General features: G+C 36.3%; 13 protein-coding genes, 7 pseudogenes and 1 other annotated feature. Of the genes and pseudogenes, 11 read left to right on the top strand and 9 right to left on the bottom strand.

What is annotated here, in order from left to right; all coding sequences use genetic code 11:
• Positions 1-99 precede the first annotated feature (99 nt).
• The 8 genes and pseudogenes from FOC32_RS01035 to FOC32_RS01000 form a co-directional block, all read right to left on the bottom strand.
• Entirely contained in the window at positions 100-5151 is a 5052-nt protein-coding gene (locus FOC32_RS01035; protein ID WP_175965983.1) for a site-specific integrase, read from the bottom strand.
• Positions 5148-5816, bottom strand: a complete 669-nt coding sequence (locus FOC32_RS01030; protein WP_004779994.1) for a hypothetical protein — start codon at positions 5814-5816, stop codon at positions 5148-5150. The genes FOC32_RS01035 and FOC32_RS01030 overlap by 4 nt, the downstream gene beginning before the upstream one ends.
• A gap of 162 nt (positions 5817-5978) precedes the next feature.
• Positions 5979-6227, bottom strand: a pseudogene (locus FOC32_RS01025) (IS5 family transposase); the annotation flags it as partial.
• 165 nt (positions 6228-6392) lie between these two features.
• Positions 6393-9059 carry an excinuclease ABC subunit UvrA gene (locus FOC32_RS01020; protein ID WP_104427064.1) on the bottom strand — a complete coding sequence of 889 codons (2667 nt, stop codon included), beginning with the start codon at positions 9057-9059 and terminating at the stop codon, positions 6393-6395.
• Between the two features lie 42 nt (positions 9060-9101).
• Positions 9102-10323, bottom strand: a pseudogene (locus FOC32_RS01015) (IS256 family transposase).
• Positions 10324-10417: 94 nt separating this feature from the next.
• On the bottom strand, positions 10418-11395 hold the full coding sequence (locus FOC32_RS01010; protein ID WP_004812046.1) for an MDR family oxidoreductase: 978 nt from the start codon (positions 11393-11395) through the stop codon (positions 10418-10420).
• A 99-nt stretch (positions 11396-11494) separates the two neighbouring features.
• Positions 11495-12121 carry a TetR/AcrR family transcriptional regulator gene (locus FOC32_RS01005; RefSeq protein WP_004812047.1) on the bottom strand — a complete coding sequence of 209 codons (627 nt, stop codon included), beginning with the start codon at positions 12119-12121 and terminating at the stop codon, positions 11495-11497.
• A 341-nt stretch (positions 12122-12462) separates the two neighbouring features.
• Entirely contained in the window at positions 12463-13362 is a 900-nt protein-coding gene (locus tag FOC32_RS01000) for a LysR family transcriptional regulator (protein ID WP_004779974.1), read from the bottom strand.
• A gap of 101 nt (positions 13363-13463) precedes the next feature.
• Here FOC32_RS01000 and FOC32_RS00995 point away from each other — a divergent pair, with 101 nt between their 5' ends.
• The 6 genes and pseudogenes from FOC32_RS00995 (at position 13464) to FOC32_RS00965 (ending at position 17343) form a co-directional block, all read left to right on the top strand.
• A complete protein-coding gene (locus FOC32_RS00995) occupies positions 13464-13907 on the top strand; it encodes a CidA/LrgA family protein (RefSeq protein WP_004779973.1) in 444 nt (147 codons plus the stop codon).
• A 2-nt stretch (positions 13908-13909) separates the two neighbouring features.
• Positions 13910-14593, top strand: a complete 684-nt coding sequence (locus FOC32_RS00990) for an LrgB family protein (protein WP_004812048.1) — start codon at positions 13910-13912, stop codon at positions 14591-14593.
• 228 nt (positions 14594-14821) lie between these two features.
• Positions 14822-14986: pseudogene (locus FOC32_RS00980) on the top strand (transposase-like zinc-binding domain-containing protein); the annotation flags it as partial.
• Between the two features lie 12 nt (positions 14987-14998).
• Positions 14999-15636 (top strand): annotated as a pseudogene (locus FOC32_RS00975) (IS3 family transposase); the annotation flags it as partial.
• Positions 15274-15390 (top strand) — a sequence feature (AL1L pseudoknot). Its footprint overlaps the pseudogene before it by 117 nt.
• A gap of 7 nt (positions 15637-15643) precedes the next feature.
• A pseudogene (locus FOC32_RS00970) lies at positions 15644-16312 on the top strand (IS5 family transposase); the annotation flags it as partial.
• Between the two features lie 106 nt (positions 16313-16418).
• Positions 16419-17343, top strand: a pseudogene (locus FOC32_RS00965) (IS5 family transposase).
• A gap of 132 nt (positions 17344-17475) precedes the next feature.
• Here FOC32_RS00965 and FOC32_RS00960 read toward each other — a convergent pair.
• Positions 17476-18648 carry a replication initiation protein gene (locus FOC32_RS00960; protein WP_034424580.1) on the bottom strand — a complete coding sequence of 391 codons (1173 nt, stop codon included), beginning with the start codon at positions 18646-18648 and terminating at the stop codon, positions 17476-17478.
• Between the two features lie 860 nt (positions 18649-19508).
• On the opposite strand from FOC32_RS00960, the gene FOC32_RS00955 reads away from it, so the two are divergent.
• The 5 genes and pseudogenes from FOC32_RS00955 (at position 19509) to tnpB (ending at position 22942) form a co-directional block, all read left to right on the top strand.
• A complete protein-coding gene (locus FOC32_RS00955; RefSeq protein ID WP_001274705.1) occupies positions 19509-20282 on the top strand; it encodes a ParA family protein in 774 nt (257 codons plus the stop codon).
• Positions 20283-20295: 13 nt separating this feature from the next.
• Positions 20296-21207 carry a ParB/RepB/Spo0J family partition protein gene (locus tag FOC32_RS00950; RefSeq protein ID WP_004812054.1) on the top strand — a complete coding sequence of 304 codons (912 nt, stop codon included), beginning with the start codon at positions 20296-20298 and terminating at the stop codon, positions 21205-21207.
• A 643-nt stretch (positions 21208-21850) separates the two neighbouring features.
• Positions 21851-22139 (top strand): annotated as a pseudogene (locus FOC32_RS00945) (transposase-like zinc-binding domain-containing protein); the annotation flags it as partial.
• A gap of 87 nt (positions 22140-22226) precedes the next feature.
• Positions 22227-22610 carry an IS66-like element accessory protein TnpA gene (tnpA, locus tag FOC32_RS00940; RefSeq protein WP_005100737.1) on the top strand — a complete coding sequence of 128 codons (384 nt, stop codon included), beginning with the start codon at positions 22227-22229 and terminating at the stop codon, positions 22608-22610.
• A complete protein-coding gene (gene tnpB, locus FOC32_RS00935; protein WP_004642106.1) occupies positions 22607-22942 on the top strand; it encodes an IS66 family insertion sequence element accessory protein TnpB in 336 nt (111 codons plus the stop codon). Before tnpA ends, tnpB begins: the two co-directional genes overlap by 4 nt.
• Positions 22943-22976 lie beyond the last annotated feature (34 nt).

Below are 22976 nucleotides of genomic sequence, written 5' to 3'. Positions count from 1 at the left end.
GCTGCACTTACATCCAAGTTGTCACTTGAAATTAGCTCAATTAAGGTAGCGCTGTCTTTCAAACCTTTGTGTAACAAAGCGTGCGTAAGTCATATATACTTAGATTCTGATATGATCTCCAATCGCTAAATATCGTACACTCAACCACGTAAGTACCCATCGCACGGCGCTTAATGACGCTTGTTGAGACATTATTCTAAAATAATCATATTTATTATGTTTCATCACTACCGGAAAAAACTGATGTTCTATAAGAAGTGAAAGCATAGGTTTATCTTCTGCGGTAAAATGCATCAATACTTTTGTTACATTACTTTCATACAACCATTTTTTTATTAACCAATTATAAGTGTCTGATTGGTTTCGTTCTAAATAATCAAATCGCTCTAAAATCTCTTGTGCGGAATTAAAATCTACAGCCCTTAGTAATTCAGGCAAACGTGCTAATTTCCCTTGTGTCAATAATGGATGTCTTCCTATATTTGAACCACGTTTACCTGAAGGAATGTTTGACATCGTAATTAAAGCTCTCTTCCAGGACTCAATATCTAATTGTGGCTGCCCCTGTCCAGAAATAAGATACCGCTCAATATCTTCAATCTTTTGAAACAGGTCGTGTTTAATTACTTTACCCGTCGAATTCCCTATTTTTTGAGCATAGATTACCCACCTCTGACTTTCTATTTTTTTGAGCACATATTTTTCGATGGTATCTCTCAACTCATAGTTTAGATTACCATTCTGTTGGTTAATCGCTTGGAAATGCCTGAATAAATTACTCCGACTCATGACTCGGTTAAAAAATGCAGTATGTAAATTGGGTTGCTGTTGTTGCATGCTATAGGCATAAGTAGCTAGAAATAAGATATGAATATAATGCTTTAATGTTGTCGATTCATGTAAATGTCCAAGCACTCGACTAATCGCCTTAATCCCTTGCCCAACCTGTCCTTCATTGCCTACTAGCGTATTAAATTGCTCATTCGATGGCATCCAAGTTTGTAGCCATGGAAGTTCTATCGTCAGCACTTTAAAATCCACCACTGTTTGCAAACACTTTAAAGTATATGCACTTGCAAACGTATGTCTTAAATGATGTAAGCTGAGATCAACATCTCCAGTGACTTTCTTTAATATTTGAGATATTTGATCAAAAAAAGGCCTATGCCCACTATTCTCATCAGACATTAATATTGAATCTTTTTTATTCTTATAAATATTATCTAATCCCTTTTGAATCGTCTGACTTAATAAATTCATCGGAACAACACGTTCTGATCCAAGTGTTTTTAACTGATGCTCACCATAAGGACGAATTCGGAGCATATCTTCATCAATATCTAAGGGCCGTAAATGAAGTGTCTCTGAACGGCGTACACCCATCGCCGCAGATAATCGAAAATGACGCTGAATCTCTAGACGTAAAGCAGCATCATTCACCCCAGATTCTACAGATTGTAATATTTGAACGATCTGCTGCACTTCATTTTTTGAAAAAACTTTAGCACTTGCTTGATGCGCTGTACACTTGTGTAACTTTATACGATCATTATTTAACTGAATTAAAAAATCTCTAAAGCGATTCCACGCTGCGAGATGCTTGCGGTGTGGAAAATGCTCTTGCGTCAACTCCATCCATTTTTGAAATACATCTTCATCAATCTGGCTATCTTTTGTTAAATCTTCTGAAAACCCCAATATACCTGCACTGACAATGGCCAAATGTAGATGAATCATATTTCGATTCTGTAGACTTAACTCTTCTGCATCACAGCGTAAAATCAACCATTGCACAAAGCACGTTAATAAATTGACTGAGTAGTGATTCGTTTTATTATTGGCAAGCTGTTTAAGCCAAATGCTTGACCTAGACTCACCTTTTAGTTGCTGAATCATCACTAAAATATCAGACAAATGTAGTTGCTCATCGCCTATTTCTATTTCACTTTCAGGCTCAGTGCTATCTAAACCTATGGTTAATTTTTCATATTCGGATAATCGTAATAATTCATTTATTGAAAGATCTTCAGTCAGGACTTGGCCTGATATATAACCTGCAATCAACGGAGTGCTATTTAACATCACCTTTTGCTGTAAAGCTTTCAACCATTGAGCTAACGATAGAGTTGACTTAAGTCCTATTTGTTTTAAATATGTATTAAAACACTTTTGCCAAGCCTTTCTTTGTTGATCTTTTGACTGTGCTAAAATAATTTTTAATCGGGGCTGTAGATACTGTCGGTCTACTAAAATTAAAGTCGAGACATAAGGACTTAACAGTACTGTACGGCGTATCTTCGTCACAGATCTATCATTATTCACTGCCAGCTCAATAAGCCGACTATATCCCATAGCGACTATAGGCTGATCAGAAGCAATAAACTCTAACATTGCTTGTAAATGGCTTACTCTGCACAATTGTGAATACATCGAGAGTACAACCAGCAAACGTCCTATTTCAACATCAAAATTTTGATGTTCAGGTAAATGTTCTAAATCCCTCTTAATAACATTAAGTAAGTTTTGTTCTATATAACACCATGTACTAAAACTATTTTCAGATGTCAGCCATGTACGATGCGCCTTTTGAGGTAGCTGAACGAATAAAGGAATTTTCGCTTCATCGCGAATATAAGCACAATATGCTTTAATCGCTTGAGGCAAATCAATATTTTTATTTTTAGCTAAATTTGAGGCTAATAGATGTCCAAGCTCTAAAGCTACTTGTGGCTCAGGATTTTCCTCAAAAATCAGCGGATAATAGGACTTATAGTCTGGGTTTTTGAGCCATTCTTTTACATCATTTTCAGAAAACTCTATTCTAGGCTTTGTCTCTACCTGTACTGTTTTAGTCTCTTGAGTTAAAACAAATGTTGGAATATCCTTGATTTTTAAAAAATCAAAATCTTCAAGACACTCGAAACCTAATTGTTTTTGCAAGTTTTCTTGTACATCAAGCCACTGTTTTTTAAAGGCTGATACAGGAAATACGGATAACATATCCCATGGATGGCGACCCCTTACCCAGTGCCCAAGTCCAGCGTCCTTGAACCGTCCAGGTAACTGATTATAATCAGAGCGAACCAACTTCCGTGCCCAATTTCTAACTAAACCTTCAATCTGATGAGGAGCACAAAGTTGCACAGCATAAGATGATAAATCAACACGTGGTTCAACTTGCTCCCCTAGCATTCCCATCAAACCACGTAAACCTTGAATCTGTTTGATCAACGCTTGCGTCAATGGCACATAACGATCGGTTGATTCATCTTGATGATGTTTATCTTGAATCAATGCCCAGCCTTGCTGACTGATCCACTTTGGAAAGGGCTGCTTAATTCCTCGTCCTGCAGTTGCAAGATTCATCCATAATGCTGTATACAATGTTAAGTTATCAAAGAGTGTCTGCCAATCTTTCTGTTCGGCAGCATGATTTATTCTCTTTTTTATTCGTGTAATTTCATTTTGTATTTCAATAATCTTTATTCCAATTGGGCTACCCACCCGCTTATTGGAAGAGTATATATATTCAGGAATATTAATTTTTATCGTTCTTAAACAAGCAGCCCAGAGTTGCTCAAGTTGCCTCTGTTCAAAAGAGGCATAATGAATCAAGTTATCATAATTTCGACCTGATGCATTAGTCACTGCTTTAACGACAGCTAAATCACCTTGGCTATGATCATATAACAAACGTGGAAGAATATCTCGAATGCTTTTGAGGCTGATTTCTAGCTCTTTAGGTACACGGTTAATCAGTTCACTCACGTCACGTTCAACTGCCATATGATGTCTTGTAATCCCAAGATTTTTGACTTGACTCACTAAATCATTGAGTTCAATCGGTAAAACCAAATGTAATTCATTGGTCCATGGCACATGAAATTTAGAATCTTCTGGTTTTTTTTTGAGTGTCGGTGTCCCTGCAAACACACTTAATACATATGCAGATAAAGTATGATCATACTGAATAGCAATATTATTCTGATCTGCATTTTGACTAAAACGAGGCGCTGTTAATTCACTCACCGAACGTCCTGTGAGTAAACTTAATATTAAAGCTAATTTTGCGCGTAAAATTAAGCTGGTATCAGTATGAGATGGTTGACAGAGCCTAAACACTTCTTGAATCGAATTTAATGACAATCGCCATTTGGTCCAAACTAAACCAACATTTGCAGCTTCAACATGCTGAGAAGTAGACTTAGATGCATAAAACCCTCGAATTAAATCGGATTGTTCTGCCAAAAAAAATGTAAACAATGGCTCCAATGGTGGTTCATCTTCTTCAATCTCATCATCCTCAAATACTTCAGATACTAGACCACGATGAATTTCATCTACATCCTCTAAAGGTTGAATAGCAATACTTAATGAGCCGTATCGTTGCAAGATCAGTTTTCTATGCTTTAAACCTATACGGTGTAAAAATTCTCGACGTTTTTTGTTATTTTTTTGCCGATTATTTTGCCAGATTTGTGATAAAAATAGCTTTAATGCATAATAAATTTTATTTAATTGTTCATCTTTATTATGAACAGACATTAACTGAATCAGTTGTTTCGGCGAATTTTGAAGCAGTGATGCTTTTACATCTTCTAAATTCTGTGTATTACCAGCATCACCTAATAGCCTAATCGCTAAAAAGGCATTGTACACACGAGATCCTTTTTGATCTTTCAGCTTTATGCTTCCATCACTCGTTAAATAACTACTATAAAGCTCTAGAGTATGTACTTTTTTTTGAAAGTTAAATATTTGCTCTAAAAACCAAATAATTACTTTATCAAAACTCTCATTATTTCGACTTCGTCCTGCTTGAATCAATAGCAAATCACAAATTCCACTGTCTCCAGTGTATGGACGTAGTGGCGTGGGTGTATGTCTGTTTCTATCTATTGTTTCTGAGAAAAAATGTGAGTATTGATCAGAATACTGTAATGTACTAATGATCTTTAAAGTATTAAGCTCATCACGAAATTCTGGTAATTCATCATCACCAACCAATGTGAAAATTCGCTGACAAATGACAACAATACCAGCTAAGCTATAATGTACACGTAACAAAAATAATGCTTGGATAAGTACTTGTTCTTCTATGCTCGCATTCTGATTCATCCATTCTAGAAGCTGCTTAAAATAAATATTCATGGCCTCCTCCTAAGACGATAGATCCATGCTTTCTTAAAGTCTGTTAAAGCTAAAGCAACTTCTGCCGTTGGTGCCACACGAACAATTTGCTGCTGATGTTTTTGATAAAGTTCCTCTAATCGAGGTAAAAATACAAAAAAGTCAGCTATGTGAAAATAGGGTTGCACAGACTTGCAAAGCTCCTTTACTTTAATTTTTTCTAATAGCAAAAGCTTCTGGGCGATATAACCGGCTAAAACATTTTCGATTAAAAAAATACCACTAACTACCGGTGGTGCCCAATCTACCAATTTTTTAACAAAGGAAATCGGCAGCTGTTTAAAAAAATGCTGTGTATTTAAAAATAAAATCATTTCTTCTAAATCTAAATGCTTTAGTCGAAGTTGGTCTGCAATCACCATCTTATCCTGTGCTTTATCCGCTTTCCCCCAATGTCTTTTTTTCACACTGTTCTCTATAGTTTTTACATTACTTAAATCCCTAGCGACAGCACGCAGTAATTTGCGATATGTCGCGAGCAGTAGTAATGCTTGATTTTTAATCACCTCTGAAAACCCGCTCGTTTCCTCATCAAGTAACAGCATTTTCAAAACTAAAACAGGGCATGGTTTTTTAAACCTGCCTTCAGAAATTGTTAATGCGTCAATGAGCAATGGAGTCATCATTTTTTTCTGCACCGGTAAATTATTTTTAGCGTTACAATAATAGAATAACACAGTCCCAAAATTAAAAAAATTAATTCAAATAGATTTTATATTTAATAAAAAAGTATTTGATTTATATGGTTTATATTATTTATTTACTAACTTTATTTTTATACTAAATCAAAGTTTAATCAGACTTTGCACAAAGCCAGTGACCATATCTAAAGATAGGCGGAATAAGGATTTAATCATTAAGCAGCATTGGATAGCTGCGTCGGAGTAGGTTTGATTTCGTCCTTGTTTGCCTTTTGATGGAGCATACCATTGCGTAGCAGGATCAAACCAAATGGCAATATTTCCGCGACTCATGAGTGCTCGGTTATATGCGGGCCAATTGGTTGTGCGGTAGATTTTGTGTGTAGGCTTCTTCATTTGAAAATTATATCGCTGAAAAAGCCGTTACAGATAGGTTTGTGCAACAAAGCCCTTAGTTGAAAAAAGCTTTTAGATTTCATGCTCACACACCACCTAAACGAAAAATATCTAATTGATTTTACAGGATTTTAATTTAAGGTTTTATTCTACCCACTCGCAATATCAACGTTTAGTATCACGACTCACTAACTCATTAACTAAATATGGAGCAGTACGGCTATCTTGATTTTCTGTTATTTGTTTTGGTGTTCCTGCCACAACAATGTTCCCACCAGCATTTCCAGCACCTGGTCCCACATCAATCACCCAATCTGCTTGTGCAACGGCACGCATATCATGCTCAATCATAACCACGGTATTACCCGCATCGACTAATCGCTGCAATTGAACTAACAATCGATCTACATCTGATGGATGCAAACCTGTAGTTGGCTCATCAAGTATATACAGTGTATTTCCACGCTGATTGCGTTGCAGCTCGGTCGCCAATTTAATACGTTGCGCTTCTCCACCAGATAGTTCAGTCGCTGGTTGCCCTAAACGTAAATAACCAAGGCCAATTTCCTTTAATAATTGTAGTGAACGAGCAATCGAGACCTCTCCATCAAAAAAATCACGTGCTTCATTGACGGTCATTCCTAATACTTCAGCAATATTACGTCCATTCCAGCGAATTTTCAGAGTGTCATCATTATATCGAGCACCATGACATGTCGGACAAGGGGCATATACACTTGGCATAAACAATAATTCTACACTGACAAAGCCTTCACCTTCACAAGTTTCACATCGCCCTTTAGCCACATTAAACGAAAAACGTCCAGCATCATAATGAGCTTGGCGAGCTTCAGGAGTCCCAGCAAATAACTTTCTAACATGATCAAATAAACCCGTATAAGTTGCCAGATTAGAACGTGGAGTACGGCCAATTGGTTTTTGATCAACCTGTACCAGACGCTGTATAGCCTCCACATCACCAGCCAGAGAACCCTGTGTAACCTCGGTAACCAACATTCCTTCATTTAAAGGATTATTTTCATTATTGTTTTCAGTTTCAGATTCATTGCCTAAATATGAAAGTACTAACTCGGGTAAAGCTTGAGAAACGAGACTAGATTTACCTGAACCTGAAATACCTGTAACTGCTGTAAGTACACTAAGAGGTATACGAGCATCAATATTATGCAGGTTATGTCGGTAAATATTGTTAAGTTCAAGCCAACCAGAGGGTGTACGTCCATAACTTTGAGTAACTGGGATTTTATTAAATAAATAACTTGCAGTACGTGAAGCTGAAATCTCACTTAAACCCTGAGGTACTCCACTATATAAAATATTACCACCTTGCTCTCCTGCATCTGGTCCAACATCCACTAACCATTGAGCACGACGCATGAGCTCTAAATCATGCTCTACAACAAATACGGAGTTTCCAGCATCTCTTAATTTATCGAGAGAATCATATAATGACTGACTATCTGAAGGATGTAATCCAGCAGATGGTTCATCCAGTACATAGACTACACCAAATAGCATAGAACTTAATTGTGTTGCTAACCGCAAACGTTGTAACTCTCCCGCTGAAAGAGTCGGTGTGGCTCTATCTAATGTTAGATAACCAAGACCTAACTGGCGTAATTGATTTAAACGCCTCACCACACCATTTGCTAAACGCTGGGCAGCAATTTTCTTTTCATCTGAAAGTGCTGACGTACGTCTTACATCTGGAGATACAGAATGCACTGCTCTACCTGTTGCTGCTCGTTCAGATCTATCAAGTTGGGTTACTTTATTATTAGTCTTTTCTCCAGCATCATGAGCGTCGAAATTGCCAAGAACAATGGGCTCAAGCAGGCAAGTTAACTTATCCAAAGAAAGTTGCATAAACTCACCAATATCTACTCCAGCAAAGGTAATAGATAAGGCTTCTGGTTTAAGGCGTTTACCATGACAGGAAGGGCATATTTTTCCTTCCATAAAACGTGAAACACGTTTTTTCATCAACGTACTTTGGGTATTAGCAAAAGTATGAAGGACATAGCGACGAGCACCAGTGAAAGTGCCCATATAGCTGGGTTCTAGTTTACGTTTAAGTGCAGATTGAGTCTCAGCGGGGCTTAAACCAGCATAGACAGGAACTGTTGGGGTTTCTTCAGTAAATAAAATCCAGTCTCTATCCGATTGCGGTAAATCTTTCCATGGTCGATCAACATCATACCCTAGGGTTACTAGGATATCGCGTAAGTTTTGCCCGTGCCAAGCAGGTGGCCATGATGCGATAGCTCTCTCACGAATACTGAGTGTTGGGTCAGGAACCATTGTCGATTCTGTAACTTCATAAATGTGACCTAAACCATGACAGGTAGGACAAGCACCTTGAGGAGTGTTCGGTGAAAAGTCCTCGGCATATAACATTGGCTGATCGGCAGGATATGCACCAGCACGCGAATAAATCATTCGCACGAGATTTGATAAAGTTGTTACACTTCCAACAGAAGAACGGGTATTACTTGCACCACGTTGTTGTTGCAATGCTACTGCTGGTGGTAGACCATCAATAGCATCAACATCTGGTACTCCGGCCTGATCTATTAAGCGTCTTGCATAAGGTGCAACAGATTCGAAATATCTTCTTTGTGCTTCAGCAAAAATAGTTCCAAAAGCAAGTGATGATTTTCCTGAACCCGATACACCTGAGAAAACAACAAGTGCATTTCTTGGGATAGAAACATCTACATCCTTAAGGTTATGCTCACGTGCACCTCGAACTTCAATACAATTATTAGATAAAGTAATGTTATTGTGTTCACCAAAAGAATGTATTTTCATGTTTCTACGAGCCTGTAAATTATTTTGTGTAAGTCTCATTTTTTATAAATGATCTTTTAAGCGATCATCGAACTGAATCGTAAACCAATTCATTGCTAAACGCCAATTTTGAATTGGCATGGTCCATTTTTTAGCAGCATTTGAAGTTGCTAAATAAATGACCTTTTTCACTGAATCATCAGAAGAGAAGATCTTTCTCTTTTTAGTTGAATGGCGGATCACGCTATTCAATGATTGAATTGCATTTGTTGTATAAATCGCATGACGTATTTCAGCAGGATAGCTAAAGATCGTTCGGATATTTTCCCAATTTGCCCGCCAGGATTCTCCAATTTTTGGATACTGGTGATTCCATTGATCGCAGAAGATATCTTGGGACTTTAAAGCATTTTCCTCTGTACTTGCCTGATAGATCGCCTTCAATCCTGCTGTTACAACTTTGTAGTCCTTCCAGCTCACAAATCTCAGGCTATTGCGTACAACATGTACGATACACAACTGGATATCAGTATGAGGGTAGACAGAGGCTATCGCATCAGGAAAGCCTTTTAGTCCTGAGAAGCGCTGCTTCGCAAGGCAGGCTACAAGAATATCTTGCACTCCTCGATTTTTAAGCTCTGTCATGACTGATAGCCAGAATTTGGAACCTTCTGTTTGAGCAAGCCACATGCCAAGAAGTTCTTTTTGGCCATCCAGGTTAATGCCTAATGCTAAATAAACTGATTTATTGATTACTGTTGAATGCTGACGAACCTTAATAACAATGCAATCTAAATAGACAATAGCATAAAGACTATCGAGTGTTCTATTTTGCCATTCTGTCACTTGTTCAATGACAGCATCCGTCACCTTACTAATAAGGGAGGCAGATACATCGGCATCGTACATTTCTTTAAAAAAGCAACAATTTCTCTATTTTTCATTCCTTTCGCATATAACGAAAGAATTTGATCATCCATGCTAGTAATGCGAGTTTGATGCTTCTTAATAATCTGTGGTTCAAAAGAGCCATCACGATCACGAGGGATATCTAAAGCAAGCTGCCCATCTTGTGTTAGAACTGTTTTGGAGCTAAAACCATTACGTGCATTAGATCCTTTCTTAGGTTGATGCTTTTCAAGCCTAAATGTTCAGAAAGCTCAGTATTCAGAGCGGTTTCGATCATGAACTTTTTAAATATGGCTGTCATTTGGTTTAAATCTTCAGGAATTTTTAAACCTTTAGCTAATTCAGCTGCCATACTTTTGATTGTAGCTTCATCCATGTGAAGTACCTCTTTTTATTATGCTCAGTAGGATAAATGAAAATTAAGTACTTACACAAAATTTAGAACAGTCCCCACAACTCATTTTGTTGAACTATATCTGTACAACAACTCTACCTCGAATTTTTCCATCTAAAATTTCATTTGAAATATTTAAAGCATCTGTCAACTGAATTTCAGTCGTTACTGTTTCTAATTTTGTCTGATCTAATTCTGTAGCCAAACGTTCCCATGCTTCTTTTCTTAATTCGATTGGTGCCATCACGCTATCAATTCCATATAAGGTAATCCCTCTTAGAATAAATGGAGCAACTGTTGCTGGAAAATCCATTCCGCCTGCCAAACCACACGCAGCAACTGCACCACGATATTTTGTACTAGCACATGCATTGGCTAAAGTATGGCTTCCAACAGTATCAATTACGCCAGCCCAAACTTCTTTGTTTAATGGCTTTCCTGGGGAAGATAATTCAATACGATCAATAATTTCACTCGCACCTAGATAGGTTAAATATTCTGACTCTTGAGGTCGACCAGTTGAAGCTGTAATCTCATAACCAAGATGATTCAAAATAATAATGGCAATACTACCTACTCCACCATTTGCACCTGTCACTAAAATTTTTCCATCACTTGGTTTAATACCATGTTTTTGTAAAGCCATGACACACAACATTGCGGTATAACCTGCTGTACCAATAACCATCGTATCTTTAAAAGAAAAAGCAGAAGGTTTTTGTATGAGCCAATCACCAGAAACAGTGACTTGCTCGGCTAGACCTCCAAAATATTTTTCACCCACTCCCCAACCATTCAGTAGAACTTCATCTCTTTCTTTCCATGCTGGATGTTTTGATTCAATCACAACACCCGAAAAATCGATGCCTGGGGTCAAAGGAAAACTACGCACCACTGGTGAACGCCCAGTAATGGCTAAAGCATCTTTATAATTGAGTGTTGAATATTTGACTTCGACTCTAACCTCTCCTTCTTGTAAAGGCTTTGATGCAATCTCAGTAATTTGTGATGTGTAACCTGCTTCATCTTTATTAATTACAATACCTTTGTACATAGAACTTCCTCTCCATTTAATTAGACTGATTGTCTAGAATTAATTAAAAAATAAATACAGACGTCTGCATTTATTTTTTAATTAACTTTTTACGTGATTTTATTGTTTTACAGCTAAAGTAAACAAGCGATAAAATGCATCTAAGGGACTTGTTGATTTGACCAAACGTGCTCTTAGAACTGCACCTTCCCACCCAATCCAAAACTGATAAGCAGCTTCATCGCAATCAGCTAGGCTATATTGTGAATTTGACTGATGTAGGCAATCAGAAACTAATTTCTCCCATACCTTAAAGATACTTTCGATTCGGGCAATGATTTCTTGTGGCAAATACGACACTTCTTGTCCTAAGTTACCTAAAATACAACCTCGTTTAAAATCATATTTTTGCATTTTTTCACCCGCATCTTTTACAAAATTTTGTAGCTTTTCTAGTGGGGAAAGATCAGTTTGACTTAAAAACTTATTCAATCGCTTCACAAAATAAAGTTCATAAGCATCTAAGACTTCTAAAATAAAAGCCTCTTTATTTACAAAATAATGGTAGAAAGACCCTTTAGGAACTTGGACTGATTTCATGAGATCATCCAAGCTCATAGCATTCATTCCACGTTCGGTCAGTAACTCGATACCTCGGTGGATTAAAACTTCTTTAGTGTCTGCATAGTTACAACCGTGTTTGGTTGGTCGACCACGTGGTCTTTTGGGTGAGGAAGAATAATTCATATAATAAAAATAGACTATGTGACTAGAAATAACAACAATAAGATTATTTGACTGAAAATTTTATCTAAACGTCATCTAGTTCTCTTTTTTCACAGTACTTAGTCATTCATATAAATGTTCTTAAAAATCCTATAAGTTCATGAACTAATTTTTTATAACTTTCTATTATTTTTCTTCAAAATATTGAAATTAATAAATATATTGTAAAAATAATTTATAAACTAGATTTTAGGTAAATATAAGTTAAATGGACCTAAATTCCTTAATGCGATAGAACCGATGAATTAAACAGCCAAAACTGATTGTAACGACAATCAAAAACTGGTTGTAAAAGCATTGAACTAAAAGTGAATTTTCTGTTTATGATCTTTTACAATATTTAGCCATGCTCTAGTTGCAGGACTCATTGCTATAGTCGTATTCCAGGCCATACTTAAAGTCCAATTTAAACCTGGATTTTCCAATACGGCAGTGTTGAATTTTTCCTGATCTAATTGCTGGCAATATATTTGAGGAAGTAATGCGATTCCCATATTTGATTCAACCATTTTTGCAATAAAGTCCCATTGACTGCTTTTACAGACAACTTTAGGTTCAAAACCTACTGTATTTGCTGCTTTAATAATCATACTATTCAAAGTAAAGGTATCAGAAAATAATAGAAAGGATTCTTCTTTTAATTCAATCAAATTTACAGTTTTCCTATTTCTCCACTGTGAATCTTTTATGGATAGTAAGCACATTGCTGAATCAACAACTGGGATTGACGCAAAAGTCGGTCGAAAATTACCAAGTAAAATACCAACATCAATACGTTTATCTGCAATTGCTTCCTCAATACTATTTGAGCCTACCTCTAAAAAACTAAGCTGTATATCCGGATGTTGCTTATGAAATAAGGCAATAAGTGAACTAAATAAGACAGAACCTAATGGTGGTAAACCTAAAGTCAGTTTACCCTTTTTAAGTAACTTAACTTGCTCAATCGTGTTATATATTTTTTCATGTTCTGACAGTATGTTTAATGCATGCTGATAAATCAGTTCGCCTGTATAAGTCAGTACGACTTCACGTTTTCTTCCTGCTTCACCTTTTTTAAATAGTGCTGTTCCCAACTCTTCTTCTAAGCTTTTAATGATCTTGCTTAAAGTCGGTTGCGTCATAAACAAGCGTACTGCAGCTAAACTAAAACTCTGGCTATTAACAGTTTCAACAAAAATTTTAAGTGATTTTAGATCCATAAATTATTCCAATATAGAATAATATTTATAAAATTATTCATTATTTCACATACGTACAGCATATAAAATTACCTTATCTTCAAAATCAAGCTGTGATATTAATGCCTGTACAAATCGAACATCCGACCCGACTCAAATATATCAGTAAAATCATTTTGCAAATCAGTTTATTACTTGCTTTCTGGTGGATTGGCAGCATACTTCAATCCTTATTTAAACTTCCAGTATCTGGTGCAGTGATCGGGCTTTTTATTGTTTTAGCAGGTTTATTGACTGGATTTTTTAAACTTGAATGGATCAAGAGTGGCTCCGATTTTATTTTGGGTGAATTGGTTTTATTCTTTATTCCCTGTTTTGTTGGACTAATTAAATATAAACATCTTTTTTTAACAGAAGGCTGGCAATTAATCTTTGCTGTTATTCTGGGCACCATTTGTGTCATGGTGGTTACAGCATATAGTGTACATCTTGGCTTTCATTTTGAAAATAAAATCAAGAATAATCGCTCCCAATCTCTGCGTAATATAGATCAGGATGGAAAATAATCATGACTTTAATCGCCATTGTTTGTCTGATTTCAACTTTACTTTTTTATACTGTCGTAAAAAAAATCCATCAAAAATATTCTTATCTCATTTTATCACCAGCGATACTACCCCCTATCCTTCTGATTATTTTAATCTTATCTTTGAATATATCCTATGATACGTATATGCAAGATAACCAATGGATTGTCTGGATGTTAGGCCCTGCAACAGTCGCCTTTGCCATTCCAATTTATGAATACCGTGAAATAATCAAAACACATCTACTTTCTATCAGTATGGGCGTGGTGATAGGGATGCTAGCAGGAATGATCAGTTCATTTTATTTGGCTAAGCTGTTTAATTTTGATCAGTCAACGACCTATAGCTTAATGGCGCGTTCCATTTCTACACCTTTTGCAATGGAGTTGAGCAATCATATAGGTGGCTCTGTCGAACTGGTTATTTTGTTTACCATGATTACTGGTGTTATAGGTATGATCATTGGTGATATTGTGCTAGCCGCCTTACCGTTAAAATCTCATTTTGTCATGGGTGCATCTTTGGGCAACGCAGCACATGGATTTGGAACGACTAAAGCCTATAGTCGTGATAAAGAAGAAGGGGTGATTGCCAGCTTAACAATGGTACTTGCTGGTATTTTTATGGTTTTGGTAGGTCCTTTTCTGGTTCATCTGCTTGTATAGTTTGGTTCTGTCGTATTAAGGAATTTAGCTACATTCAAGATAGTGGTGATAATGCAAAAATGCGAGCTTATACCTCCCATTTTAGTCTTTAATTCACTTTTTCGCTTCGTCATAAACTATGCTATCAGCTCGTTTTCTAACGGTGTTCAGCAAGATAACTACCTAATCATCTTCGGTGGTGTTTCAATATGCTGAAAAAAATAGGTTGGCTTTTGATAAGATAGTGAGATGCAAATAACACTAGAAATCAAATGTCCAACCTGTCTAAGTGACAGTATAAAGAAAAATGGCTTCAAACTATATGGTAAGCAAAAATATCAATCCAAAAACTGCAAGCGTCACTTTATTGGTGATCATGCTCTTAGTTATCGAGGTTCTCATTCTAATATAACGTGTAGTGTTCCGATGAAAGAACCCAAATATACCCCTGAAATCAGAGAAAGAACGGTTCAATTATTGATTGAATCTGAAAAAGATTATCCATCGAATTCGGCTGCAATCACAGCAATTGCGCCTAAGATTGGTTGTACTCCTGAAACACTACGTGTTTGGTATCAAAAGCATTTAGATCAACAAAATCCTATTAAAGTACAACAGATATCTGATCAAGAAAAAATGAAGCAAATGGAACGTGAAATTAAAGAATTAAAGCGTGCCAATGAAATTCTACGTAAAGCAGCCGCTTTTTTCGCCCAGGCGGAGCTCGACCGCCCACACAAATAATGGTGGATTTTATCCATAACAATAAAGATCGATATGGTGTTGATGCGATTTGTAGGATTTTACCGATCGCAGCTTCAACCTATTACCGAACTTTAGATCTCGCTGATGAAAAGCATCGCTTTGCAAGGGAACATCGAGCGAAACGAGATCTACATGATGAGCATCATGCTGAGGAGATTAAACGAATTTGGAAGGAAAGTTCAGGTCGGAATGGTGTGCGTAAAGTCTGGCAAAAACTGAAACGTGAAAGCTATATTATTGCACGCTGTACTGTTGCTCGATTAATGAAAAAGCTAGGTATACAAGGTGTTGGGTGTGGTTAAGACTAAACAAAATCTTGAAAATTTTATTGAAGTTATTCTTTTTAGGATTCGTACGGGCTGTCCATGGAGGGATTTACCTGCTGCTTTTGGAGAACCAAATTCCATATTCAAGAAGCTTTCCCCATAGTCAAAAGACAATAACTTATTAAAAAATATTAAAGTTAATTTGATCTGATGCTGATTCGGAATAGGTGTCTAATGATGCCCGTAATGTGAGGGCTCTGCAGCACGCTACAGGAATCAAGGATCAAGCAATCTCAAAAAGTATCAGTGGAAACAGTTTTAAAATTCATTTGGGGGGGATTCTAATGGGAATCCTGTTTAGTTTCTAATAAAGGATGGCACAATACACGATATAAAAGTGGCATAGAACTTAGTTAACAACATAGACCTAAATAAGACAAAAATTCTCTATGCTGATAAAAGGTATGACTCTGAGTCATTGAGAAAACAGATAGAAAATACTGGTAATAAAACCAATATTTCCAAAAAATCTAATACGCTTTCAAATAATGATCATATGGGTTGTTATTTTTATAAAATCAGGCATTTAATTGAGAATACCTTTGCAAGGCTAAAGCAATTTAAAGTAATCGCCACACGCTATGATAAATTGGCTCAAAACTTCTTATCAGCGATCTACCTGGCTTCAACAATCATCTGGCTTAATTGATGACACGCCCTAGTAATTTTAGAAATAGATTTACTAATAAGATTAAAAGTTCTAAAACGATTTTGTTGCACGAAACTACTCTACTCTTAAAGGCTTCTTTAGCAATATAGTTTCCAGGACGCCTACATCTAGAATCCACCGTATAACCAATTGGTCCTCGTATAACTAAACTTTAATCAAGCGAGGAAATATATCAATCTGGTTTGACCCTAAGACCCAATGGTGCACAACCACAAGGCAAGCACGAACGAAATCAAACTTATTCCGATAAAGCCATTAAATGCTATTTAATGATCAAATCCTTTTTCCATCTTTTTTTATTCATGGCCACAGGCTTTGTTCGAAGTCTAATTAAACTCTGTAGCTTGAATTGGAGAGTACTAGATTACTCTGTCCTCTATAGATGACAAAAGCATATTGATATTGCGATAAGCTATTAAAAAATTCGTGATAGGTTACTGATAAGTTACACCTATTCATCGACTCTACGGGTTCAAGATCTTTAGGTGAAGGTGAATGGAAGCGTAAGAAACATCACCCAGAATACCGTCGAATGAGATAAACTTATTGTATAGATGTTGAAACCATGCAAATTCGAGCCGTTCACCTTGCGACAAATAATGTGAGTGATTCACAATTACTCAGGATTTGCTGGACCAAATTCAGTCAGATGAGCGAATAGATTCTGTCTATACCGATGGGGCGTAAGACATAAAATGCTGCAGAGAAGTGATTTCAGACCGATGAGCACATACTGTCATTACTCCAGAAAAAAATGCAAAATTCTAAAAAGATCAAACAACAGAATCTTTAGAGAAAAACGAATTATTAAAAACAGTCAAATGTCTAGGTAGAGCTGTTTGGAAAAAAGCCAGGTTATCATCGATGCAGTTTGATTAAAACCAAGGCGCATTGCATTAAATTATTAGGAGATGAGTTGACGGAAAAACATTTTTAAAGTCAGGTATGAGATTCATCTACGGGTAGCAGTTTTGGATAGATTTACGAAATTAGGCAAACTTTATACCTAATTTGCCTAACTTAGGAAGGATCTATCTCTAAAGCCTATATGCAATAGAGCCGTTTTTCTTCTATAGTCCTTACCACTTGTATTTTTTAAGAACATATATCTCCAAAAGTGTAGCAAGTTGCTACACTTTTTTCTAAATAAGGTCTTTACCAAAAATATCATTCAATCTTTCACGAATACTTTGAACGAATTCCGGGTTATTTTTAAGTTTATGCTTCATGTTTCGTTTAAAGTCATTCAGCCCTATACCAATTTCAGCAAAATCCATTTGGAATAAAGTGTCATTAATGACAATATTTGCTTGAGAGTCAGTGAGACACCCTACTTTTTTAAACCACTTCTTGAACTGCTGATAATTTTCATCATTATTAAAAATATACCAGGAACGTACATTCATATCGAATTTAGCACCTAACTCTTTTACGAATGCATTGTCTTCAAATGGAACATCAAGATAGATTTTTTCAATTACTGCCATTTCATCCGGTGCTTTATCAGCAATCCGATGATGCAGTTTGAAATTCACACCTACAATTGGACGGCCTTTCTTAACAGTTTCATACTCTAATTGTAGATCTGTATTTTCGTTAATTTCTGCCACTATTTTGTCTAATACATAGCGTCTAAAATCTACCCAGCGATCATATTTGGTTTCATTAATATCAATCAGTGCTTTCAAGTTTTCTAAAAGTAATGGCACTTCATAACTCTTTTGATTGGCGTACTTAAATTCGTTTTTAATGAAATAAGTATAAAGACTCATACTGGCAACAGAATCTAGGGCAAAAAGATGTTTTAGCTGATAGGTAGTAAAATTACCCCCAGCCAGTTGAGTGAAATACGGCAACACCTCACTAGTAAAACGAATCTGAATCGCATTTTTAGAGTCATCTTCCCATCTTAACTCACGGATAATGGGAACGACAGAATGTACTTTTTTAGTCTTTCTCTTACCATTATCAGCAGGCTCCTCAATAATAAAATGAGCTACCCGGGATGAAAGCTCTTTATAGATCCGATCTATTGCAACATTAATTGAGTTACGTTTATTTAATCCTAGTAAATCTGCCAAATCATCCTTATACAAATAAATATAAGTTTGTTCGGTAATTTCACCATCTACCCTATTTTTCTCACTATAGTTCGCAACCGCCATTGCATATAGAAGTGCCTTATATTCATTGGATGACAACTCGATTGGGCGAATTAAGCGGTTACTGGTACTGACAACGCCATTATGGCGAATGTTGCCTATACAGTAGGGAATATAATTCGTTTCTTCTTGCAATGGTTCAGATTCTGTCATAACCGTGATATTTATAATTTGACTTAAGTTTTTATATACAAAAGTGGAAAAACTTTCAAGACTTTCACCACAAGATTCTAAAAGTGGAAGGTCCGTCATCAAAAAAAAGCGTTATTATCTGGTTTTTTGCCTTTAAAGTGGAATTAAATACAGTATTTCCACCTTACAGTGACAGACCTTCCACCTTTAGCCCCCGAAATTACAGTTCAAAATGCTTATTTTTACTTTTTTTCTTCTAGATTTAGGTAAGCTAGCTCAAATAGAAACCCTCATGTGACAAGGCTTCCACCTTTCAGTTAGATTTGAAAGGTATAACTGCACATATAATCATCAGGAAATATCCAATAAAAACAGATTATCCACAGGTCAAAAATACACAGTGACAACCTTTCCACCTTTAAAGCTTATTTACGAGACTTTATTAACAACCTAAATTATTGTTTTTTTATATATTTTTAAAAAAAAATAGCAGTTTAAAAAGTAGCAGTGACAAACCTTCCACCCTAGTGACAAACCTTCCACTTTAGAGTGACAGACCTTCCACTTTACGATGACAAACCTTCCACTTTAGAGTGACAGACCTTCCACTTTAGAGTGACAGACCTTCCACTTTATGGTGACAAACCTTCCACTTTTAAAGAAATAAGTATTTGTTTTATATAATAAAAATATGCTCTTAATTATTAATTAGCTAAATAACTAATTATTCTAATTATTAATTAAGCTAGCCTAGTTAAAGATTTATTTTTAAAGCTGTTTTACATCTGAACAAATAGGATTTATAAATTTAAAAACTATAGTAAGATGAGTGAAAGTTATTTATATTACTAGACATTCAAATACGGAAGCATCTGACACGCATGTCTGCAAAAATTATTACTGTTGCTAACCATAAAGGCGGATGTGGCAAAACAACGACTGTTGTGCACCTCGCCTCAGAACTTGCCAATCTGGGCAATAAAGTTTTAGTCATTGATTTAGATCCTCAAGCAAACGCAAGTTTACATATTGGGATCCAACATCCAAGCGAAATTGTTGTGACTACAGCAGAATTACTGGTGGGCGATATTTCGTTGTTGGCAGATGCATTACAAGAAGAAACGAACTTTGAAAAAGTATCATTAATTTATGGTTCCTTGAATTTAGGAAAAACAGAAGACCAACTAAAAGAAGAAGCTCCCCGTCCTTCTGAAGAGTTAAATATCAAGCTAGAACTGTTAAAAGATCTTTATGACTTCATATTGATTGATTGTCCACCTAGTCTTAAATTATTAACCAGCAATGCGCTGGCATCTTCAACCCATGTCATTATCCCTATCGAATCCGGATCACAATATGGACTGTATGGGGTAACAGATCTTTTAAACCATCTTGAAAAGATCAAACGTATTAATCCAGATTTAGAGCTTTTAGGCGCTTTACTGATTAAGCATGATGAACGTCAGAATGTTTGTAAACTGATTCGAGATGAAGCCTTGAAACAGGTGGGAAAAATTTTAGAAACCACCATTCCTCAAAGTACTAAAGTCAATCAAGCAGCGATTCTGCAACAATCACTTTTGAAAGTAGAAAAAAATTCAAAAGTACGTAAGGCTTTTGAAAGCCTTGCCAATGAAATTGTAGCGAAAGTTTAAACCTGAGAGCATTATGGCAAGTACCAAGGAGCTTTTAGCTCAGAAACTGAAACAGAATACAGAAAAACACCAGCAAGCACAGAAAGACAATATTAAAGAGCTAAAAGAGTTTAGACGTAATGTCCCTATTGAGGATATCAGCCGCAGTCCAAACCAGCCGCGTAAAGTCTTTGAAGAGTCACAGTTAAAGGAACTGGCGGATTCTATTAATGAAATCGGCCTCTTGCAGCCCATTACAGTGCGTAAACTGGATAATCTGAAATATGAACTGATTGCAGGCGAGCGACGCTTACGGGCGCATCAGTTACTCGGTAAGTCTGTGATTGAAGCCATTATCATTGATGCAAATAATGTAGAAGCATCTTTGTTAACCTTGGCAGAAAATTTAAAGCGTCAGGATCTAACAGATTATGAAATTTTTATTGGCCTGAACTCTCTCGATGAGAAATTAAAGAAAAACAAGCAACGTTTAGCCAATTCACTGGGTTTAAATCGCGAAGATATGTACAAGTATTTAGCGTACGAAAAGCTGCCTCAAGCAATTTTAAATGACCTTGATGTGGAACCAGGCCTGCTAGGTCGTACTGCTGCAACTGCATTCAAAAAATTTCTATCGGATCATCTGGAACAACTTTCTGAGGCCGAAACGGCTTTACTCGGGGCTTGGGAAAAAGTAAAAGACAAAAAACTTGAGCAAAGTAAAGTTACTGCCTATGCTGAAAAAATATTGAGTCAGGATCCAGGAAAACTGACCACAACATCTGTGGTTAGAAAAATTGAATATGCAGGTAAGATTGCGGGGAATATCAAACTCAATCAAAAACAGCTTAAGGTTTCTCTGAATATCTCGGAAATTGACGAAGCTAGTCTCTTACAACTAGAAGATTTTTTAAAACAGCTTATTCAGAAAAGTGAAAAAGTGTAGCAAGTTGCTACACTTTTTTAGCACCCTCAAACTAATTACATCCTCATGCATTATTGAGATTTATTTTCTTAAGTATGCTTCTTTACATTTAGTCTTTGAGAGTGCTGTTACTTTCGACTAAGATTAAACTCTAACTTTCTTCTTGGGGACTAGTTTTATATTTATCCGGAAATATTTTATATGTCCATATAAGCCCCTCAGTTTTCACGTTTTGTATCAAAAAAAAATCAATTCCTATCAGATTTTCCGATAGGGAAATTTATATGCTGGTCGAACATAAATAATTTAAACTCGCTTAATGATAGCTTTTAACTTCAAGCTATTCGTTCTTTCTGGAGACCAGTTAAGCCAACATTAATGTTAGGTAAGCCTACTACTCGAAAAAAATTACAGGATTAATTCTTAGTACATCTTGTAATAAAAATAGTTTGAATCCGCTTTGAATTCGGCTAAACATTTAATGAGAATAAAATAGCAACTAATAATATATAGTTGTTTAAGTTTAGGTTTTAGTTCATTTAGCAGATAAATTTGACTGAATTAAATAATTTCTCTTTGATTAAAGTTCAATCCCTATATTCATTTGGTGGTGTCTCAAAAAGTATGCTGAAAAAAACAGGTTGGCTTTTGATAAGATAGTGAGATACAAATAACATTAGAAATCAAATGTCCAACCTGTCTAAGTGACAGTATAAAGAAAAATGGCCTCAAACTATATGGTAAGCAAAAATATCAATGCAAAAACTGCAAGCGTCAGTTTATTAGTGATTATGCTCTTAGTCATTGAGGTTGTCATTCTGGTATAACAAATAAAATACTACACCTGATGGTTAGAGGTAGTGGTGTAAGACATATTGCAGGCATTGAGTAAATCCACTTATCAAATTCCTCCTGAGCAAAAATATTATGAATGTCTTGAAGTTGATGAGTTTTGTAAGCGTCCGCTGAACACACCTTATGAATTCGTCCTATAAGCCTTAATTTAGTCCTCACTTAAAAACAAGTGGGAACTTAAATTTATGACTACAAATAACCAGACATCCATCGCATCTCTTACGATAAAACGAAGAACATATAGTGCTGAATTTAAACAGCAGATCGTTCAGGCGTGTAAAGCATCGGAGGTTTCAATTGCTTCGGTCGCTTTGCAACATGGATTGAATACAAATCTTGTATCCAAATGGATTCGCTTAATTGATGCTAAGCCAGGGAATGATCGCTCACTACTACCGAATAAACCTGCATTTATTGCCTTATCTTGCTCTGCACCATTAGATCCTATTTCTACTGGCATGTTAACGGTTCAAATTACTTTACCCCACTCAAAAGCAGAAATTGGCTTGAAATGGCAAGTATCAGAAATGTCTGCTTTAGCAAAATTACTCAAGGCACTTACAACATGATCCGTATCGATGAAATCTGGTTGTCTACTCAGCCCATGGACATGCGTGCAGGTATGGATACGGCCATGGCTCAGGTGGTGAGAGCCTTTGGCTACATCAAACCGCATTGTGCTTACCTGTTCTGTAATAAACGTGGCCATCGCATGAAAGTGCTGGTACATGATGGACTGGGGATCTGGCTGTGTGCTCGGCGGTTGGAACAGGGAAAATTTCACTGGGCTAAAGTTCACCAGGGTGAAAGCGTAGCCCTCAGCCCAGAACAGTTACAGGCACTGATCCAGGGTTTGCCTTGGCAGCGCATTGGACGACAGCAAGTGGTCACAATGCTCTAAACTAGCTTGGTCCAAGTTGCTATTCTCCAAACGT

It is taken from the genome of Acinetobacter sp. FDAARGOS_724, assembly GCF_013364475.1.
GTDB lineage: Bacteria > Pseudomonadota > Gammaproteobacteria > Pseudomonadales > Moraxellaceae > Acinetobacter > Acinetobacter variabilis.
The sequence above is the reverse complement of the archived record's forward strand: the minus strand, read 5'-3'. Positions and strand labels throughout refer to the sequence as shown.

What these genes read in the sequence shown, in the direction of transcription:
- FOC32_RS01035 (WP_175965983.1), bottom strand. Translation starts at nt 5,151, where the DNA reads ATGAATATTTATTTTAAGCAGCTTCTAGAATGGATGAATCAGAATGCG.
- FOC32_RS01030 (WP_004779994.1), bottom strand. Translation starts at nt 5,816, where the DNA reads ATGATGACTCCATTGCTCATTGACGCATTAACAATTTCTGAAGGCAGG.
- FOC32_RS01020 (WP_104427064.1), bottom strand. Translation starts at nt 9,059, where the DNA reads ATGAAAATACATTCTTTTGGTGAACACAATAACATTACTTTATCTAAT.
- FOC32_RS01010 (WP_004812046.1), bottom strand. Translation starts at nt 11,395, where the DNA reads ATGTACAAAGGTATTGTAATTAATAAAGATGAAGCAGGTTACACATCA.
- FOC32_RS01005 (WP_004812047.1), bottom strand. Translation starts at nt 12,121, where the DNA reads ATGAATTATTCTTCCTCACCCAAAAGACCACGTGGTCGACCAACCAAA.
- FOC32_RS01000 (WP_004779974.1), bottom strand. Translation starts at nt 13,362, where the DNA reads ATGGATCTAAAATCACTTAAAATTTTTGTTGAAACTGTTAATAGCCAG.
- FOC32_RS00995 (WP_004779973.1), top strand. Translation starts at nt 13,464, where the DNA reads ATGCCTGTACAAATCGAACATCCGACCCGACTCAAATATATCAGTAAA.
- FOC32_RS00990 (WP_004812048.1), top strand. Translation starts at nt 13,910, where the DNA reads ATGACTTTAATCGCCATTGTTTGTCTGATTTCAACTTTACTTTTTTAT.
- FOC32_RS00960 (WP_034424580.1), bottom strand. Translation starts at nt 18,648, where the DNA reads ATGACAGAATCTGAACCATTGCAAGAAGAAACGAATTATATTCCCTAC.
- FOC32_RS00955 (WP_001274705.1), top strand. Translation starts at nt 19,509, where the DNA reads ATGTCTGCAAAAATTATTACTGTTGCTAACCATAAAGGCGGATGTGGC.
- FOC32_RS00950 (WP_004812054.1), top strand. Translation starts at nt 20,296, where the DNA reads ATGGCAAGTACCAAGGAGCTTTTAGCTCAGAAACTGAAACAGAATACA.
- tnpA (WP_005100737.1), top strand. Translation starts at nt 22,227, where the DNA reads ATGACTACAAATAACCAGACATCCATCGCATCTCTTACGATAAAACGA.
- tnpB (WP_004642106.1), top strand. Translation starts at nt 22,607, where the DNA reads ATGATCCGTATCGATGAAATCTGGTTGTCTACTCAGCCCATGGACATG.